This is a genomic window from Variovorax paradoxus (assembly GCF_024734665.1).
GTDB lineage: Bacteria > Pseudomonadota > Gammaproteobacteria > Burkholderiales > Burkholderiaceae_C > Variovorax.
This window is the reverse complement of record NZ_CP102931.1, coordinates 2,608,836-2,627,171: the sequence shown is the minus strand read 5'-3', so window position 1 is coordinate 2,627,171 and position 18,336 is coordinate 2,608,836. Positions and strand designations below refer to the sequence as shown.

The following is an 18,336-nucleotide window of genomic DNA, read 5'->3' as shown; positions in this document are numbered from 1 at the left end:
ATCAGGGCGTCGGGTTGCTTAGTGCAGGTGACGCGGACGGCGACCGCCGCCATGGCCACCACCGCTGCCGCCACTGCCCGGGCCACCGGTGCCGCGCGGACGCTTGCCGATTTCGAGCGAGTTCACGAGTGCGTCGAAACGATCGCTGAAGAGGCGGTCGATCTCGGAGACCACGCCACCCAGTTCGGCGCCGTCGAAGTGGCGCTCCATGAGGTTGACGACGTCTTCCACCAGCAGGTCACGCTGCACCTGCATGATCGCGGCCGGGTTCGGGCCGACGAACAGCATCAGGAAGTCGTCACGCGATTCTTCTTCGGGGTCGCCCTCTTCCTCGTCGAAGTCGGTGTCGTAGAAGGTGACCTCGATGGCCGCGCCGCGTTCGGAGAGCTCGTTCAGGCCCATGCACATCTCGTCGAGCGCCTGGCGGAAATCTTCGTCGCCGGGCACGGTCCAGCACATCTGCAACGTGTGGTCTTTCTGCTCGAAGCGGATGCCGGGCTCTTCTTCGTAGGTGCTGGTCGCACCGTCGGCCAGCGACTTGGCGCCGGCGTACTTCCAGAGCGGCTTGAGCGCTTCCTGGATCTGGTCGAAGGTCACGTCCAAACGCAGCGGCACGTCGCCGTGCACATGGATCTCAAATGGAGCGTTGTAGCGAGGCATCGAATGCTCCCTTGTAAGTTTGGTACCCGGAACGGGGGTCGAACCCGTATGCCCCGATTAAGGAAGCGGCGGATTTTAAGTCCGATGTGTCTACCAATTTCACCATCCGGGCGTCAGGTTGAACATCGACGATAACCCAAACAAAACAAGCCCCGGCAACGTGGGTTGGCGGGGCTTGGTAGTCGGAGTCGAATCTGGTTGAACCGAGAGAGTGGAGGCGCGACCCGGAGTCGAACCGGGCTAGACGGATTTGCAATCCGTTGCATAACCGCTTTGCTATCGCGCCACGCAGAAATACGAAATCGAACTAGCGAAAAAAAGGGAAGCTGTTGCTTCCCTTTTTCAAAACTGGAGCGGGAAAAGAGTCTCGAACTCTCGACCTCAACCTTGGCAAGGTTGCGCTCTACCAACTGAGCTATTCCCGCGTTTCGAGCCTCGAATTATATACCAGTTTTTCGAGGCTCCACAAGTTTTGCGATCAACCGGTCAGTGCTTGACCGAGCCTTCCGAAGCTGGCGCTCCCGCGCGCTGCTTGGCCAGTTCGGCCACCGCAGCCGCGGATGCAGCCACCTCTTCGTCGGACAGCGGCTCGGGCATTTTCTCGAGAGCGATCTCGAGCACCTTGTCGATCCACTTCACAGGCACGATCTCGAGGCCGTTCTTCACGTTCTCGGGAATCTCCTGCAGGTCCTTGGCGTTCTCTTCCGGAATCAGCACGGTCTTGATACCGCCGCGCAGTGCGGCCAGCAGCTTTTCCTTCAGACCACCGATGGCCGTCACCTCGCCGCGCAAGGTGATTTCGCCGGTCATCGCGACGTCGCTGCGCACGGGGATGCCCGTGAGCGCCGACACGAAGGCCGTCGTCATCGCCGCGCCCGCGCTCGGGCCGTCCTTTGGCGTGGCGCCATCGGGCACGTGGATGTGGATGTCGCGCTTCTCGAACGCCTCGTCCTTGATGCCAAGGCGGCGCGAGCGGCTGCGCACCACGGTGCGTGCAGCCTCGACCGATTCCTTCATCACATCGCCCAGCGAACCGGTGCGGCTGATCACGCCCTTGCCGGGCATGGTCACGGCTTCGATCGTCAGCAGATCGCCGCCAACTTCGGTCCATGCGAGGCCAACCACCTGGCCGACCTGGTTCTGCTTCTCGGCGAGGCCGAAGCTGTACTTGCGCACGCCAAGGAACTCGTTGAGATTCGTGCCGTCGACCGTGACCTTGGGCGTGAACTGCTTGAGCAGCAGGCCCTTCACCACCTTGCGGCAGATCTTGGACAGTTCGCGCTCGAGCGAACGCACACCCGCTTCACGCGTGTAGTAGCGCACGATGTCGCGCACAGCCTCTTCGGTGACAAGGAGTTCTTCTTCCTTGACGCCGTTGTTCTTCAACTGCTTCGGCAGCAGGTACTTGATCGCGATGTGCGTCTTCTCGTCCTCGGTGTAGCCCGAGAGGCGGATGACTTCCATGCGGTCCAGCAGCGCCGGCGGAATGTTCATCGAATTCGAGGTGGCGACGAACATCACGTCGCTCAGGTCGAAGTCGACTTCCACGTAGTGGTCGCCAAAGGTGTGGTTCTGCTCGGGGTCGAGCACTTCGAGCAGCGCGCTCGACGGGTCGCCACGGAAGTCCGTGCCCAGCTTGTCGATTTCGTCGAGCAGGAACAGCGGATTGCGCGTGCCGATCTTGCTCAGGCCCTGCAGCACCTTGCCCGGCAGCGCGCCGATGTAGGTGCGGCGATGGCCGCGAATTTCGGCTTCGTCGCGCATGCCGCCCAACGCCATGCGGGTGTACTTGCGGCCGGTCGCCTTGGCGATCGACTGCCCCAGCGAGGTCTTGCCCACGCCCGGAGGTCCCACGAGGCACAGGATCGGCGCCTTGACCTTGTCGACACGTTGCTGCACCGCGAGATATTCGAGGATGCGGTCCTTGACTTTCTCCAGGCCGTAGTGGTCGGCATTGAGCACGGCCTCGGCATTGGCCAGGTCGTGCTTGATCTTGGTCTTCTTGCTCCAGGGCAGGCCGATCAGCACGTCGATGTAGTTGCGCACCACGGTGGCTTCGGCCGACATGGGCGACATCAGCTTGAGCTTCTTGAGCTCGCCCTCGGCCTTCTTCAGGCCTTCCTTGGACATCTTGGCAAGCTTGATCTTCTTCTCGATCTCCTCGATGTCCGCGCCCTCTTCGCCTTCGCCGAGCTCCTTCTGGATGGCCTTGACCTGCTCGTTGAGGTAGAAGTCGCGCTGGTTCTTTTCCATCTGGCGCTTCACGCGGCCACGGATCTTCTTGTCGACGTTGAGGATGTCGACTTCGCGCTCGAGCTGCCCGAACAGATTCTCCAGGCGCGCCTTGACGTCGTCGAGGTCGAGCACGGCCTGCTTGTTGTCGAGCTTGAGCGGCAGGTGCGCGGCGATGGTGTCCGCGAGGCGGCCCGGATCGTCGATGCTCGAGATCGAGGTCAGGATCTCGGGCGGAATCTTCTTGTTCAGCTTGACGTACTGGTCGAACTGCTGCATCACCGCGCGGCGCAGCGCCTCGACTTCGGTGCCCTTCTCGCCGCCTTCGGGCGCCTCGACGGGCGTCACGTTGGCCGAGAAGTGCGTCTCGCCGTCATCGATGCGGTTCACGCGTGCGCGCTGCTGGCCTTCGACCAGCACCTTCACCGTGCCGTCGGGCAGCTTGAGCATCTGCAGGATGGTCGAGACGCAACCGACCTCGAACATGTCCTCGACCGAGGGCTCGTCCTTGGCGGCGGCCTTCTGGGCCACCAGCATGATGCGGCGCTCCGCCTCCATGGCCAGCTCGAGCGCCTTGATGCTCTTGGGGCGACCCACAAAGAGCGGGATCACCATGTGGGGAAACACCACGACGTCGCGCAGCGGCAGCAGCGGCAGGTCGAGGGCTTCGGGAGGCAGAGGGGTGTGGCCAGACATGCAGATCCTTCGCGTCTTTGGCTTTAGGCCTTTTTCGCCGCTTCGCGGTACACGAGCAGCGGGGGCTTGTTTTCGTCGATGGTCGATTCCTCGACCACCACCTTGTCGACATTGGTCGCGTTCGGCAATTCGAACATGGTGTCGATCAGCGACTGTTCAAGGATCGAGCGCAAACCGCGTGCACCGGTCTTCCGGGCAAGGGCCTTGCGTGCGATCGCCTTGAGCGCCGCAGGGCGAATCTCGAGGTCCACGCCTTCCATCTGCAGCAGCTTGGTGAACTGCTTGACCACCGCGTTCTTGGGCTCGGTCAGGATCTGGACCAGCGCATCCTCGCTGAGTTCCGCGAGCGATGCGACCACGGGCATACGGCCCACGAGTTCGGGGATCAGGCCGAACTTGATCAGGTCTTCGGGTTCGACTTCGCGGAACACCTCGGTGATGCTACGTTGGGCCTTGCTCTTGACCGCGGCGCCGAAGCCAATGCCCGAGGCCTCGGTGCGGTTTTCGATGACCTTCTCGAGGCCAGCGAACGCGCCGCCGCAGATGAACAGGATGTTGGTCGTGTCGATCTGCAGGAAGTCTTGATTAGGGTGCTTGCGCCCGCCTTGCGGCGGCACGCTGGCCATCGTGCCTTCGATGAGCTTCAGCAGGGCCTGCTGCACGCCCTCGCCCGACACGTCGCGCGTGATCGAGGGGTTGTCGGATTTGCGCGAGATCTTGTCGATTTCGTCGATGTAGACGATGCCACGCTGGGCGCGTTCGACCTCGTAGTTGCAGCTTTGCAGCAGCTTCTGGATGATGTTCTCGACGTCTTCGCCCACGTAACCGGCTTCGGTCAGCGTGGTGGCGTCGGCCATCACGAAAGGCACGTCGAGCATGCGCGCGAGCGTTTGCGCCAGCAGCGTCTTGCCCGAGCCCGTGGGACCGATCAGCAGGATGTTGCTCTTGCTGAGCTCGACGTCGTCGCCCTTGGCCTTTTCCTTGTGGCGCAGGCGCTTGTAGTGGTTGTAGACCGCCACCGACAGCATGCGCTTGGCCGGCTCCTGGCCGATCACGTAGTTGTCGAGGTTGGTCTTGATCTCCAGCGGAGTCGGCAGATCGCTGCGTGCTTCACGCGCTTCTTCGCCCGCGGGGAGCTCGTCGCGGATGATCTCGTTGCAAAGGTCGATGCACTCGTCGCAGATGAAGACCGAAGGGCCCGCGATCAGCTTCTTGACCTCGTGCTGGCTTTTGCCGCAGAACGAGCAATAAAGCGTTTTTTCGCTGGAAGAGCCTTTTTTATCGGCCATGGACTTTTGCCTCGTGACAGGGTATGCACAATGATAACTAAACAAAAACGGCGTTTCCCGTGTGGAAAACGCCGTCTTTTGCCATTTGGCGCCACCGGCGCCCCGCAGCTTTAACCGCGCTTGGCGACGACCTGGTCCACCAGACCGTATTCCTTGGCCTCGTCGGCCGTGAGGAAATAGTCGCGCTCGGTGTCGGCCTTGACCTTTTCCAGCGGCTGGCCGGTGCGCTCGGCCAGGATGCGGTTCATCTGGTCCTTGGTGCGCAGGATGTCGCGCGCATGGATCTCGATGTCGGTCGCCTGACCGCGTGCGCCGCCCAGCACCTGGTGGATCATGATCTTCGAATTGGGCAGCGAGAAGCGCTTGCCCTTCTCGCCAGCCGCCAGCAGGAAGGCGCCCATGCTGGCCGCGAAGCCCAGGCACATGGTCGACACGTCAGGCTTGATGAACTGCATGGTGTCGTAGATCGCCATGCCGGCGCTCACGCTGCCACCTGGGGAATTGATGTAGAACGAGATGTCCTTGTCCGGGTTTTCGCTCTCGAGGAACAGCAGCTGGGCCACCACGAGATTGGCCGTCTGGTCGTTGACCTCGCCTACCAGGAAAATGATGCGTTCCTTGAGGAGACGCGAATAGATGTCATAGGACCGCTCGCCGCGGCCCGACTGCTCGATGACCATCGGGACCATGCCGAGGCCTTGAATTTCGTTTGCGATCATGAATTAGCTCTCCGGGAAGATGGGATCGTTCACTGCTGTTTGCACTGTACGCCAGAGTGAAATGGGGCTCGTGCCGCAAAGCACAAGCCCCATTGGCGTAGCGGGCGGCGGCGGAAATCAGCCTTGCTGTTGCGCCATCAGTTCGTCGAACGACACCGACTTTTCGTTGACCTTGGCCTTGCCCAGGACGAAATCGGTCACGTTGTTCTCGATGACCACGGCTTCGACTTCAGCCAGGCGGTTGTTGTCGCTGAAGTACCAGCGCACCACGTCGGCCGGCTTTTCGTAGCTGGCGGCCAGTTCGTCGATGTGGGCCTTGATCTGCTCGGGCTTGGCCTGCAGGTTGTTGGCACGCACCAGCTCAGCCACCACGAGGCCCAGGCGCACGCGGCGCTCGGCTTGCGGGCGAAACACTTCGTCGGGAATCGGGGCCTTGTCGGCGTCCTTGATGCCGCGCTGCTTCAGTTCGGCGCGGGCGCCTTCGACCATGCGGTTGACTTCAGACTGCACGCTGGCGTTCGGCAGGTCGAGCTCGGCATTGGCCACCAGGGCGTCCATCACGGCGTTCTTGTTGCGGGCCAGCAGGCGGAACTTCACTTCGCGCTCGAGGTTGCGCTTGATGTCGGCGCGCAAGCCTTCGACCGTGGCTTCGGCGATGCCGAGCGACTTGGCGAGCTGCTCGTTGACTTCGGGCAGGTGCGAGGCTTCGATCTTCTTCAGGGTGACCATGAAGTCGGCTTGCTTGCCGGCCACGTCCTTGCCGTGGTAGTCGGCCGGGAACGACAGCGGGAAGGTGCGGCTGTCGCCGGACTTCATGCCGCGCACGGCGTCTTCGAATTCCTTGAGCATCTGGCCTTCGCCGACGACGAACTGGAAGTCTTCGGCCTTGCCGCCCTGGAAGGGCTCGCCGTCGATCTTGCCTTCGAAGTCGACGGTCACGCGGTCGTCGTCTTGCGCCACGGCGTCTTGCGCGCGCTGGGCGAAGGTACGGCGCTGCTTGCGCAGGATGTCGAGCGTCTTGTCGATCGCGTCGTCGCCCACTTCGGCCGAGAGCTTCTCGACTTCGGCGCCGGACAGGTCATTGATCTTGACTTCGGGGAACACTTCGAAGACCGCGTCGAAGGCCAGTTCGCCTTCGGGTGCGTCTTCTTTTTCGGTGATGCGGGGCTGGCCGGCAACGCGCAGCTTGGCTTCGTTGGCGGCTTGCGAGAAGGCCTCGCCGACCTTGTCGTTCATGACTTCGTAGTGCACCGAGTAGCCATAGCGCTGGGCCACGACGTTCATCGGCACCTTGCCGGGACGGAAGCCGTCCATCTTGACGGTGCGCGCGAGCTTCTTGAGGCGCGAATCGACTTCGGACTGGATGGTGCCGACCGGCAGGGTCAGCGTGATCTTGCGTTCGAGCTTCTCGAGAGTTTCAACGTTCACGGTCATGATGTCTTCCTTGTGAGGGGGCTGGTGCGCGGGGCCTGCATCTTTTTCTCAATACAGATCAAGGGCTTACACGCGCTAGCGGGATTTAAGCGGAGGCACACGCGTGCCGCGCGCAAAACTGGGCAACCCGCGATTCTAATCGGCTGGAGACACCCCTTTTGGCCAGGCCGGAGGTCTGCACGCGGAGATTTCACCTCCATCGCCTTTACAGTGGCTGCGATTCGCCATTGCCCACAGGAATGCCCATGCTCCTACAGCGACTGTTCGCCGCCCTCGCCTTCACCCTGATCCTCGTATTCGGCATGCCATCGCCCGCGCTGGCCAAGACAGCGGGCGCGCCGGCGACGAAAGAGCCGACCATCCAGCAGATTTATGAGGCGGCGAATGGCGGCAGGATGGCGGAAGCCGACGCGATGATCGCGAAGGTGCTGAAGAACCACCCCAACAGCGCGAAGGCCCACTACGTTCACGCCGAACTCCTCGCGATGAACGGCAAGCTCGACGACGCCAGGGACGAACTGTCACAGGCCAAGGAGCTGTCACCCGGCCTCAAGTTCGCAAAGGCCGACTCGGTCGCCAAGCTCGAACGCAAGCTCGAGAAGCCAGCCGAGATCAAGGCCGAGCCACCGCCGCCCGTGCCCAGCCCGGTCAGCGCGCCAGCCCTTTCCCCCGAGAAGGCGGACACCGCGTCGTCATCCGGCCCGATCCCCTGGACTCCGATCGGCATCGTGGCCCTGTTCATCGTCGCCTACCTCGTCTTCCAGCGGCGCAGGCGCGCCACCACTTTCGATGTGCCTGCCGCCGCTGGCGCGCCACGGTTCTCCAGGCCCACCAGCGATTCGTCGATGGGCTATAGCAGGGCCGACGAAGACCGGGAGTACTCCGCGCCGGCTCCTGCAACCAGCCAGGGTCCGGGCATCGGCGGTGCGCTGGCGGCCGGGGCCGCAGCAGGCGTCGGCGCAGTGGTCGCTGGCGAAGTGCTGCGCCACCTGCTGAACGACCGCTCCGACGACAACCGGGGCAGCACGATCAACATCTTCAACAACCACCGCGACAGCCACGGCAACGCCAGCATGGGCCGCAGCCTCTGGCCCTCGTCCGACCCGGAGCCGGAGCAGCAACCCGACCGCAGCTTCGTGGACAACGACTTCGGCATCAAGGACACGAGTTCCTGGGACGACTCGAGCAGCAGTAGCAGTTCCGACAGCAGCAGTAGTGACAGCGGAAGCAGCGACAGCAGTAGCAGCAGCGACTGGTAGAAGGCAGAAGGTAGAAAAGAAAAAGCCCCGCTCCTTGCGAAACGGGGCTTCTTCACTGCTCGATAGACGGGCTACATAGCAGGGCTGGTGCGCGGGGCCGGACTCGAACCGGCACGTTCTTGCGAACGTCAGGACCTAAACCTGGTGCGTCTACCAATTTCGCCACCCGCGCAGTGCCAATCTTTCAGGTGAATGCAAAAGCGGACGGTCCCTTTGCACCATGGAAGCCCATGGGCCAAAGACCATCCGCTTGAAATCGGTCAACTTTCGATTTTAAACGCTAATCGGCGCCTCTTTTGGCTCCCGCTTCACACGAAATGCCGCTGCATACATTGCCGGCAAGGCCAGCAGCGTCAGAACCGTAGCCACGATCAGCCCGCCCATGATGGCGACTGCCATCGGACCCCAGAACACGCTGCGCGACAGCGGGATCATGGCCAGCACCGCCGCCGCTGCCGTCAGCACGATCGGCCGTAGCCGCCGCACCGCCGACTCGACAATCGCGTCCCACGCCGGCACGCCCGCCGCACGGTCGAGCTCGATCTGGTCGATCAGGATCACCGCGTTGCGCTGGATCATGCCCATCAGCGCGATCACGCCCAGCAGCGCCACGAAGCCGAAGGGCCGGTTCAGCACCAGCAGCGCGCCGGCCACACCGGCAATGCCCATCGGGCCGGTGATGAACACCAGCAGCGAACGGCTGAAACTGTGCAGCTGCAGCATCAGCAGCGTGAACACCAGGAACAGCATGATCGGCACGCCGGCCACGATCGAGGCCGAGCCTTTGCTGCTTTCCTCCACCGCGCCCGCCACCTCGATGCGGTAGCCGCCCTGCCCGGCCGCCACCCAGCCGGCTTCGAGCTCGCGCAGCTTCGGCAGCAGTTGCGCCGTCACGGTCGCGCCCTGCAGGCCCTCGATCACGTCGCCCTGCACGGTGATGGCGTAGTCGCGGTTCTCGCGCCACATCACGCCCGGCTCCCAGGTGAACACCGGCTTGGCGATCTGCGTGAGCGGAATCGAACGACCCGAGGTCGTCGGGATGTATGCGTTGCCGATGTCCGAGATGGCCTGGCGTTCGTCGGGCGCCTGGCGCAGCACGATGTCGATCAGCAGGTCGTTCTCGCGGTACTGGCCCACGGTGGTGCCGCTGAACATGGTCTTCGAGGCTTGCGCAATGGCCTGGCTCGTCACGCCGAGCGCGCGCGCCTTGGCCTGGTCGATCTCGAGGCGGATCACCTTCACCGACTCGTTCCAGTTGTCGTTCACGCCGCGCATGTTGGCGTTGTCGCGCAGCACGGCCTTCACTTCGTCGGCATGGCCGCGCAGCAGCGCCGGGTCAGTGCCGATCACGCGGAACTGCACTGGGTACGGCACCGGCGGCCCGTTGGGCAGCAGCTTGACGCGGCCACGCACCTCGGGAAACTCCTGCGCCAGCACCTGCGGCAGCTTGATGCGCAGCGTCTCGCGCACCTTCAGGTCCTTGGCGAGCACGATCAGCTGCGACACGTTGGTCTGCGGAAACACCTGGTCCAGCGGCAGGTAGAAGCGCGGCACGCCGGAGCCGATCCAGGTGCTGACCGTCTTCACGCCGGCCTCCTGCATCACGCGCTGCTCGACGCGCTTGGCCACTTCTTCGTTGGCGGCGAAGGAGGTGCCTTCAGGGAACCAGAGGTCGACCAGGATCTCGGGCCGGCTCGAATCGGGGAAGAACTGCTGCTGTACCTTGCCCATGCCGACGATGCCCAGCGCAAAGATCAGAATCGTGGCGCCGATGGTCATCCAGCGGTGCTGCACGCACCAGTTCACCGTGCGGCGGAAGACGTTGTAGAACGGTGTGTCGAACAGCTCGTGCGGCGGCGCATCGGGGTCGTGCGGCTTCACCTTCAGCAGCAGCGTGCCGAGGTACGGCACGAAGTACACCGAGACGATCCACGACAGCACCAGCGCGATCACAGTCACCGCGAAGATCGCGAAGGTGTATTCGCCCGTCACCGACTTGGCGATACCGATCGGCAGGAAACCCGCCGCGGTGATGAGCGTGCCGGTAAGCATTGGCTTGGCTGTCACGTCGTAGGCGAAGGTGGCGGCGCGGACCTTGTCGTAGCCCTCTTCCATCTTCCGCACCATCATCTCGACCGCGATGATCGCGTCGTCCACCAGCAGGCCAAGCGCGATGATGAGCGACCCCAGCGATATCTTGTGCAGCCCGATGCCGAAGTAGTTCATCGCCAGGAAGGTCACGGCCAGCACCAGCGGAATGGTGATTGCCACCACCAGCCCCGGGCGCATGTCGATATACCAGCCGAAGCGCCCGCCCTTGTGCAGGCCGAGCGAGATGATGCTCACGGCCAGCACGATGGCCACGGCCTCGATCAGCACGCCGACGAATTCGTTGACCGAGCTCGCAACCGACACCGGCTGGTCTTGCACCTGCGCCAGCTTCACGCCGGCCGGCAGGCGCTGGTCGATGGTGGCGGTGGTGGCCTTCAGCGCCTTGCCCAGCGCGATGATGTCGCCGCCCTTGGCCATCGACACGCCCAGGCCAATCACTTCCTTGCCCTGGTGGTGCATCTTGACCGACGGCGGATCGATGTAGCCGCGGTGGATGTCCGCGATGTCGCCGAGCTTGATCTGGTTGCCCGAGCTGCCGCGAATGGGCATCTCGCGCAGCTGGTCGACGCTGGTGAACTGGCCTGCGACGCGCACCTGCACCACGTCCTGCGGCGACTGGATCGTGCCCGCGCTCTCGATCGCGTTCTGCGAACCGAGCTGCGCCAGCACCGCGTTGAAGTCGAGCCCCAGCTGCGCCAGGCGCTTCTGCGAAATCTCGATGTAGACCTTCTCGTCCTGCACGCCGAACTGGTCGACCTTGGCAACATCCTTCACGCGCAGCAGTTGCTGGCGCACGTCGTCGGCCAGCGTCTTGAGCTCGGCGTAGCTGAAGCCGTCGCTCTCCAGCGCGTAGATCACGCCGTAGACATCGCCGAAGTCGTCATTGAAGAACGGCCCCTGCACACCGGCTGGCAAGGTGGCGCGCATGTCGCCGATCTTCTTGCGCACCGTGTACCAGACGTTGGCCACCTCGGTGGACTTCGACGAGTCCTTGATGTTGAAGATGATCTGCGACTCGCCGGGCTTCGAGTAGCTGCGGATCTTGTCGGCGTACGGCGCTTCCTGCAGCGTGCGTTCGAGCTTGTCGGTGACCTGCTCGGCCACCTGCTGCGCGGTGGCGCCGGGCCAGTAGGTGCGCACCACCATTGCGCGGAAGGTGAACGGCGGGTCTTCGTCCTGGCCGAGCTGGAAGTACGCGAAGGCACCCAGCACCATCAGCACCACCATCAGGTAGCGCGTGAGGGGCGCATGGTCCAGCGCCCATTTGGAGAGGTTGAAGCCGGCGGGCTTTTCAGTGGGAGTCGCTGTGCCGTCGCTCATTTGCCGGCACCCGCTGCGATCTCCTTGTTCGTCGCAGCGACAGCCGCGACGGGCTGCGCCGATTCCTTCGCACCGGCATTGGCGGCGGCCGCTGCCGCCTCCTTGGACTGGTAGATGGTGACCTTCTGCCCCGGCGACAGCACGTGCACGCCAGCGGCCACGACCATCATGCCGGGCGCGATGCCACCGGCGATCACGGCCTCATTGCCGTCGGCCGTGGCAACCTGCACGGTCTGCGAACGCACAGTCATGGTCGACTTGTCGAGCACCCACACGGCCGAGCCCTTGCCTTCCTGGCGCAGCGCGCTGGTCGGCAGTTTCATCACCGTGGTGGTGCCGTGCGCGAGTGCCTGCGGACGCGCATAGACCGTGGCGCCGAGCGGCGGAGAGGTGGCCGCGTCGATGGTGACCTTGACCGAGTAGGTGCGCGTGACCGCGTCTGCACTGGCCGCCACTTCGCGCACCTGGCCCTGCAATTCGTTGCCGCCCGACCAGCCGCGCACCGTGACGGGCGAGCCGGCCTTGATCAGCGTGGCGCGGTCTTCGGGCACCGCGAACACCACGTCGCGCGCGCCGTCTTGTGCAATGCGCACGACCGGCGTGCCGGCTTGCACCACCTGGCCCGGTTCGGCCTCGATGGCGGTGATGATGCCGGCCACGTCGGCCACCAGCGTCGTGTAATTGGCCTGGTTGCCTTGCGAGGCGAGCTGCGCCTGCGCCTGCTCGAGCTGGGCCTGCGCGGCCTTCCAGGTGGTTTCGCGGCGCTCCAGCTCGGCACCGCTGATGAAGTTCTGCGCACGCAGTTCGCTGTAGCGCTTGAGATCAGCGGCAGCCAGGTCGCGATTGGTCAACGCTGCGGCCTGCTGGGCGCGTGCGGCTTCAGCGGCGAGACGGTAGTCCTGCGGATCGAGCTGGGCCAGCACCTGGCCGGCCTGCACGTGCTGGCCGAGTTCGGCCTGGCGTTTGGTGATCTTGCCCGCCACGCGAAAGCCCAGGCGCGACTCGACACGCGCTCGCACCTCGGCGGAAAACTCGGGCTGGGCATCGAATTCGCTCGCCCCGACGGTCACGAACTTGACCGCGCGAACGGGGTCCTCGGCTGCGGGTTTCGGCGAACAGCCGGCCAAAAAGATGGCAGGAAGCAGCAGCCAGGCGGCGCTGCGGACACGTGACGAGAGGACGGCGGAGGCGGTCATGAAACACCCTGGAAAGGACGAACCGGATCATTACTGACCCACTGGTTAGTAATTTAGGGTAAACGTGAACTACTGTCAATGACCCGCCGGTCACTAGGTGCGTTGGCCCATCTCCACAAGCCGGTTGTCGGGCAGCTCGAAATAGTCCGAAGCCCGCCCCGCATTGCGCTGCAGCCAGCCGAACAGCACCCTCCGAACCGGGTTCAGGCCCGGCAGGTTTTCCTCGCCGACCGAAGCGCGCGAGACGAAGTAGGACGTCTTCATCGAATCGATCGCCAGCGTCTTCTGGTAGGCCAGGATGCGGATGAACTCGGGCACATCGGGCCGCTCCATGAAGCCGTGGCGCGCGGTAACCATCCAGATGCCTTCCATCAGCTGCTCGGCCTCGATGCGGATGCGTGCATCGACGCGCGGCGTGTCGCAGGGGAGCACGCGCAGCACGATCACCTGCTCGTGCAACACCTGGTTGTGCTTGAGGTTGTGCAGCAGCGCATGCGGCACCGCCGTGGCGTCGGGGTTCAAAAACACCGCCGTGCCGCTCACCCGGTGCGGCATGTGCAGCGCCAGCGATTCGACGAACGGCCGCAGCGGCAGGCTCTCGGCTGCGGCGGCCTCCAGCCCCAGCCGGCGGCCCTTGGCCCAGGTGGTGAAGACCACCATCACCACGGCCGCCACTGCCAGCGTGAGCCAGCCGCCCTCGGCCACCTTCAGGCTGTTGGCGATCACGAAGGTCAGGTCGACCACCACGAAGGCCGCAACGCCGACCACCACCGCCACCTTGTTCCAGCGCCACAGCCCCCAGGCCACGATGCCGGCCAGCAGCGTGGTCGTCACCATCGTGATCGACACCGCGATGCCGTACGCAGCCGACAGCGCACCAGAGCTACGGAAGCCCAGCACCAGCAGCAGCACGCCCACCATCAGCAGCCAGTTGACGGCGGGCACGTAGATCTGCCCGATGGCCGTGCCCGAAGTCTGTATCACCCGCATGCGCGGCAGGTAGCCCATGCGCATCGCATGTGCCGTGAGTGAGAAGGCGCCCGAGATCACCGCCTGCGAGGCGATCACCGTCGCCATCGCGGCCAGCACCACCATCGGCAGCACGCCCCACGCGGGAAAGAGCCGGAAGAACGGGTTGTCGATGGCAGCCGGGTTCGCGAGCACCAGCGCGCCCTGCCCGAAGTAGTTCAGCACCAGTCCCGGCAGCGCGATGAACAGCCACGCCAGCCGGATCGGCTTGGCACCGAAGTGCCCCATGTCGGCATAAAGCGCCTCGCCACCCGTGAACGCCAGGAACACCGCACCCAGCACCGCCAGCGACTGCGCCCGATGCTCGACAAGAAAGCCCACGGCGCGACGTGGGTCCAGCGCCGCCAGCACCTGCGGCTGCTGCAGCACCTGCCACAGCCCGGCTGCCGCCAACACGACGAACCACAGCAGCATGACCGGCCCGAAGATCTTGCCGACCACGCCCGTGCCCTTCTTCTGCACCATGAAGAGAGCAACCAGGATCACCACCGTGATCGGGATCACCGCGCGCTGCAGCACCGGCGCCTGTACCTCCAGCCCCTCGACCGCCGACAGCACCGAGATGGCCGGCGTGATCAGGCTGTCGCCGTAGAACATGGCCGCCCCCACCAGGCCCAGCATGCCGATGACGTTCCACACCCACGGCTTGGTCTTTGGCCCGGCTACTGCGCTGCGCGCCAGCGCCTGCAGCGCCAGGATGCCGCCCTCGCCGTCGTGGTCGGCGCGCAGCACGAACACCACGTACTTCAGCGTCACCACGAACATCAGCCCCCAGAAGATCAGCGAGAGCAGCCCCAGCACCGAATCGGGCGAGAACGGCACGCCGTGCTCGGGGTTCATCGTTTCCTTGAAGGCATAGAGCGGCGAGGTGCCGATGTCGCCGAACACAACGCCCAGCGCCGCGATCATGAGCGTGGGCCCTTTCGGATGCGCCGCCTCGCCGTACGCTGAAACCTGGGGCCCGGGAGCCGAAGCGGATGCTTTCATGAAGCGGGGAGTTCAAAGTGGCGACGCTGCGAGCATAGTGCCCGGGCTTTGCATCGTCGCTGACAATCGTGGCGTGTCCGCCACTCCCCACCTCGCTGCGCCGCCGGCGCACTACGAAAACTTCCCCGTCGCCTCGTGGCTGTGCCCGCCGCACCTGCGAGCGCCCATTGCCGCGATCTACCACTTCGCGCGCACCGCCGACGACATTGCCGACGAAGGCACCGCCTCACCCGGCGAGCGCCTGGCCGAACTGCACGCCTATCGCGAAGAACTCGCCGCCGCCGCCCGTGGCGAAGTGCTCCCGTCGTCCCGCTGGCCGCACGTATTCGGCCCGCTGGCCCACAGCATCGCCCAATACGGCCTGCCCGAAGACCTGCTCGCCGACCTGCTGAGCGCCTTCATGCAGGACATCGAGAAAACCCGCGACCGCGGAACCTACGCCGACCGCGCCGAGCTGCTCGACTACTGCCGCCGCTCCGCCAACCCAGTCGGCCGCCTGCTGCTGCATCTCTACGGCGTGCACGACTCCGAGGCGCTGGCGCAGAGCGACGCCATCTGCAGCGCGCTGCAGCTCATCAACTTCTGGCAGGACCCGAGCGTCGACCTGCCGCGCGACCGCTTCTACTTTCCGCTGACCGACTGTGCCCGCCGCAAGATGACGCGCGAAAACTTCAAGGTCTTTGCGCCACTCGCAAGCGCCCCGCCGCCGCAGGAAGCTATCAATCTGATAGCAGTCGTATCGCACTGGGCCCGCGAGCTCATGCACGAAGGCGCCCCTCTCGTGCACCGCCTGCCCGGTCGCGCCGGCTGGGAGCTGCGCCTCGTCGTGCAGGGCGGCCTACGCATCCTCGACAAGATTGAGGACCTGGGCTTCGACACCTTCTCGCAGCGCCCCACCATCGGCAAGACCGACGCGCCCGTGCTGCTCTGGAAGGCCATGCGGATGCGGAGACAATGGCGCCCCATGAAAGCAGCGCCTCCCCGATGAATCCCGAGCAATACGTGCAAGACAAGGCCGCCGCCTCGGGCAGCAGTTTCTATTACGCCTTCCTGTTCCTTCCCAAGCCGCGCCGCGCCGCGATCACGGCCTTCTACGCCTTCTGCCGCGAGGTCGACGACGTGGTCGACGAGGTCACCGACCCCGGCGTGGCCGCCACCAAGCTCGCCTGGTGGCGCACCGAGGTAGCCCAGTCTTTCGCGGGCACGCCGCGCCATCCGGTCATGCAGGCGCTGATGCCGCACACCGCGGCCTACGGCATCGAGGCGCGCCAGCTCAACGAAGTGATCGACGGCTGCCAGATGGACCTGGACCAGACCCGCTACCTCGACTTTCCCGGCCTCTCGCGCTACTGCCACCTGGTGGCCGGCGTGGTCGGTGAAGTCGCGGCGCGCATCTTCGGCCAGACCGACCCGCAGACCACCGCCTACGCCCACAAGCTGGGCCTGGCGCTGCAGCTCACCAACATCCTGCGCGACGTCGGCGAAGACGCCCTGCGCGGGCGCATCTACCTGCCGGTGAACGAGCTGCAGAAGTTCGACGTGAAGGCGCACGAGATCCTGAACCGTGTGCACTCCGACCGCTTCGTCACCCTGATGAAATTCCAGGCCGCGCGTGCCCACGTGGCGTATGACGAAGCGCTCGCCCTGCTCCCGCTCGCCGACCGCCGCACGCAGAAGCCAGGCCTGATGATGGCCAGCATCTATCGCACGCTGCTGCGCGAAATCGAGCGCGACAACTTCCAGGTGCTGAACCAGCGGGTGAGCCTGACGCCGGTGCGCAAGTTCTGGCTGGCCTGGAAGGTTCAGGCGCTCGGGCGCATTTGAGCTTGAAGAAAACGGCTGTCATCGGCGCCGGCTGGGCCGGCCTCGCCTGCGCGGTCGAGGCCACACGTCTCGGTCACGCCGTCACGCTGTTCGAAGCGGCGCACATGCCGGGCGGCCGCGCGCGACGGGTCGACAACATGCACGGGCTGGCGCTAGACAACGGGCAGCACATCCTGATCGGCGCGTACACCGCTACGCTGAAGCTCATGCGCGACGTTGGCGTCGATGTCGACAGCGCGCTGCTGCGCCTGCCGCTCTCGCTGCGCTTCGCCGATGGCGGCGGGCTCAAGCTGCCGCGGCTGCCCGCGCCGCTTGACCTGCTGGCCGGAATCTTCACAGCGCGCGGCTGGACGTGGCGTGACAAGTCCTCGCTGCTGCGCACGGCAATCGGTTGGCGGCTCTCGGGTTTTCGCTGCGCCGCCAGCACCACCGTCGCAAACCTGTGCACCGGCCTCACGCCCCGCGTGATGCAGGAGCTGATCGAGCCGCTGTGCGTCTCGGCCCTCAACACGCCCGTTGCGCAGTCGAGCGGTGAAGTTTTCCTGCGCGTACTCAAAGACGCCCTCTTCAGCAGCAGCGGCGGCGCCGACCTTCTGCTGCCGCGTGCCGACTTGGGCGCGCTGCTTCCCGACGCGGCGATCCGATGGCTGGCGCAGCATGGTGTCGTGACACGCATCGGCACCCGCGTGCGCGCCGTCACGCCTGAGACCGGGCAATGGCTCGTCGATGATGAAGTCTTCGACCAGGTCGTGCTGGCCTGCGCACCGTGGGACGCGGCCCGGCTCGTCCGTGCGTCCGGCCTGCAGGCGGATGCCTGGTGCGAAACCACCGAGGCCCTGCGCTTCGAAGCCATCGCCACCATCTACGTGCGCGGCGCCTCACCACTTGCAGAACCGATGCTCGCGCTGCGCAGCAACCCGGCCACGGCACCGGCGCAATTCGCGTTCGACCGCGGCCAGCTCACCGGTCTGCAAGGCGTGCTCGCGATGGTCGTGAGCGCCAATGAAACACCGCGCGAGGTGCTGGAAGAACAGGTAGTCGCTCAGGCGGCCGCACAGTTGGGCCAGACAAACCTGCAGCTCGTGCAGACCGTGGTCGAGAAGCGCGCCACCTTCGCATGCACGCCCGCACTTTCGAGACCCGCGTCGGCCATCGCCCCCGGCCTGCAGGCCTGCGGCGACTACATCGAAGGCCCCTACCCGGCCACGCTCGAAGGCGCGGTACTCAGCGGACTGGCGGCCGCAAAAGCATTGGCAGCCCCATGACGACCGAACTGCGCTATCTCGATTTCGACTACAGCGAAGACACCGAAGGCCACGGCACCTTCGATGCGATGGCATCCACCACGCCCGACAAGACGCCCGAGGTACAAGCCGAGATCGCGCAAGTGCTCGCCTGGGCCGAAGCCACGTTCCCCAACGCACGCGGCGCGCTCGAAGAAGGTGCCATGTGGGACTACGACCTGCAGCAGATGCAGGAAGAAGACGCGCGCTTCGTCACGCACACCCTCTCGCTCAGCGGTACAGCCGATTTCTGCGCGGCGCTGCGCGAACAGTTCGCGCTCGACTGAAGAAGAAAA

General features: G+C 64.8%; 13 protein-coding genes and 4 tRNA genes. 5 read left to right on the top strand and 12 right to left on the bottom strand.

All coding sequences use genetic code 11. The annotated features are described in order from the left end of the window. Nucleotides 1–18: 18 nt before the first annotated feature. The 8 genes from NWF24_RS12335 to tig all read right to left on the bottom strand — a co-directional run bounded on the left by NWF24_RS12335 (nucleotide 19) and on the right by tig (nucleotide 7,030). A complete protein-coding gene (locus NWF24_RS12335; RefSeq protein WP_258354403.1) occupies nucleotides 19–660 on the bottom strand; it encodes a DUF6806 family protein in 642 nt (213 codons plus the stop codon). Nucleotides 661–680: 20 nt separating this feature from the next. Then, a tRNA-Leu gene (locus NWF24_RS12330) sits at nucleotides 681–772 on the bottom strand. Between the two features lie 100 nt (nucleotides 773–872). Then, nucleotides 873–946 (bottom strand) — tRNA-Cys (locus tag NWF24_RS12325). Between the two features lie 63 nt (nucleotides 947–1,009). Then, nucleotides 1,010–1,085: transfer RNA gene (locus NWF24_RS12320), tRNA-Gly, on the bottom strand. Between the two features lie 61 nt (nucleotides 1,086–1,146). After that, nucleotides 1,147–3,588 (bottom strand): endopeptidase La, encoded by a 2,442-nt coding sequence (gene lon, locus NWF24_RS12315; protein WP_093056455.1) that lies wholly within the window; start codon nucleotides 3,586–3,588, stop codon nucleotides 1,147–1,149. 23 nt (nucleotides 3,589–3,611) lie between these two features. Continuing rightward, nucleotides 3,612–4,877, bottom strand: coding sequence for an ATP-dependent Clp protease ATP-binding subunit ClpX (gene clpX / locus NWF24_RS12310; protein WP_007829783.1), 1,266 nt, complete (start codon nucleotides 4,875–4,877; stop codon nucleotides 3,612–3,614). Nucleotides 4,878–4,987: 110 nt separating this feature from the next. Further along, nucleotides 4,988–5,596 carry an ATP-dependent Clp endopeptidase proteolytic subunit ClpP gene (gene clpP, locus NWF24_RS12305; RefSeq protein ID WP_093056454.1) on the bottom strand — a complete coding sequence of 203 codons (609 nt, stop codon included), beginning with the start codon at nucleotides 5,594–5,596 and terminating at the stop codon, nucleotides 4,988–4,990. Nucleotides 5,597–5,713: 117 nt separating this feature from the next. Next, the gene (tig, locus tag NWF24_RS12300) at nucleotides 5,714–7,030 is read right to left on the bottom strand and encodes a trigger factor (protein ID WP_258354402.1); all 1,317 of its coding nucleotides are present in this window, start codon (nucleotides 7,028–7,030) and stop codon (nucleotides 5,714–5,716) included. Between the two features lie 245 nt (nucleotides 7,031–7,275). Here tig and NWF24_RS12295 point away from each other — a divergent pair, with 245 nt between their 5' ends. Further along, entirely contained in the window at nucleotides 7,276–8,289 is a 1,014-nt protein-coding gene (locus NWF24_RS12295) for a tetratricopeptide repeat protein (protein ID WP_258354401.1), read from the top strand. 85 nt (nucleotides 8,290–8,374) lie between these two features. Here NWF24_RS12295 and NWF24_RS12290 read toward each other — a convergent pair. The 4 genes from NWF24_RS12290 to NWF24_RS12275 form a co-directional block, all read right to left on the bottom strand. Beyond that, a tRNA-Leu gene (locus NWF24_RS12290) sits at nucleotides 8,375–8,461 on the bottom strand. 101 nt (nucleotides 8,462–8,562) lie between these two features. After that, nucleotides 8,563–11,721, bottom strand: a complete 3,159-nt coding sequence (locus tag NWF24_RS12285; RefSeq protein ID WP_258354400.1) for an efflux RND transporter permease subunit — start codon at nucleotides 11,719–11,721, stop codon at nucleotides 8,563–8,565. Next, a complete protein-coding gene (locus tag NWF24_RS12280; RefSeq protein ID WP_258354399.1) occupies nucleotides 11,718–12,917 on the bottom strand; it encodes an efflux RND transporter periplasmic adaptor subunit in 1,200 nt (399 codons plus the stop codon). The genes NWF24_RS12285 and NWF24_RS12280 overlap by 4 nt, the downstream gene beginning before the upstream one ends. A gap of 93 nt (nucleotides 12,918–13,010) precedes the next feature. Continuing rightward, nucleotides 13,011–14,855, bottom strand: a complete 1,845-nt coding sequence (locus NWF24_RS12275) for a potassium transporter Kup (protein WP_258355282.1) — start codon at nucleotides 14,853–14,855, stop codon at nucleotides 13,011–13,013. A gap of 151 nt (nucleotides 14,856–15,006) precedes the next feature. Here NWF24_RS12275 and hpnC point away from each other — a divergent pair, with 151 nt between their 5' ends. Genes hpnC through NWF24_RS12255 form a run of 4 tightly spaced genes read left to right on the top strand, consistent with a single transcriptional unit; the run spans nucleotide 15,007 to nucleotide 18,327 of the window. Next, complete coding sequence (gene hpnC / locus NWF24_RS12270) at nucleotides 15,007–15,921, top strand: squalene synthase HpnC (protein ID WP_258354398.1); 915 nt, start codon at nucleotides 15,007–15,009, stop codon at nucleotides 15,919–15,921. After that, entirely contained in the window at nucleotides 15,918–16,757 is an 840-nt protein-coding gene (gene hpnD / locus NWF24_RS12265) for a presqualene diphosphate synthase HpnD (protein ID WP_258354397.1), read from the top strand. Before hpnC ends, hpnD begins: the two co-directional genes overlap by 4 nt. Next, entirely contained in the window at nucleotides 16,754–18,022 is a 1,269-nt protein-coding gene (gene hpnE, locus NWF24_RS12260) for a hydroxysqualene dehydroxylase HpnE (protein ID WP_258354396.1), read from the top strand. The genes hpnD and hpnE overlap by 4 nt, the downstream gene beginning before the upstream one ends. After that, a complete protein-coding gene (locus NWF24_RS12255; protein WP_258354395.1) occupies nucleotides 18,019–18,327 on the top strand; it encodes a hypothetical protein in 309 nt (102 codons plus the stop codon). Before hpnE ends, NWF24_RS12255 begins: the two co-directional genes overlap by 4 nt. The last annotated feature ends 9 nt before the right edge of the window (nucleotides 18,328–18,336 follow it).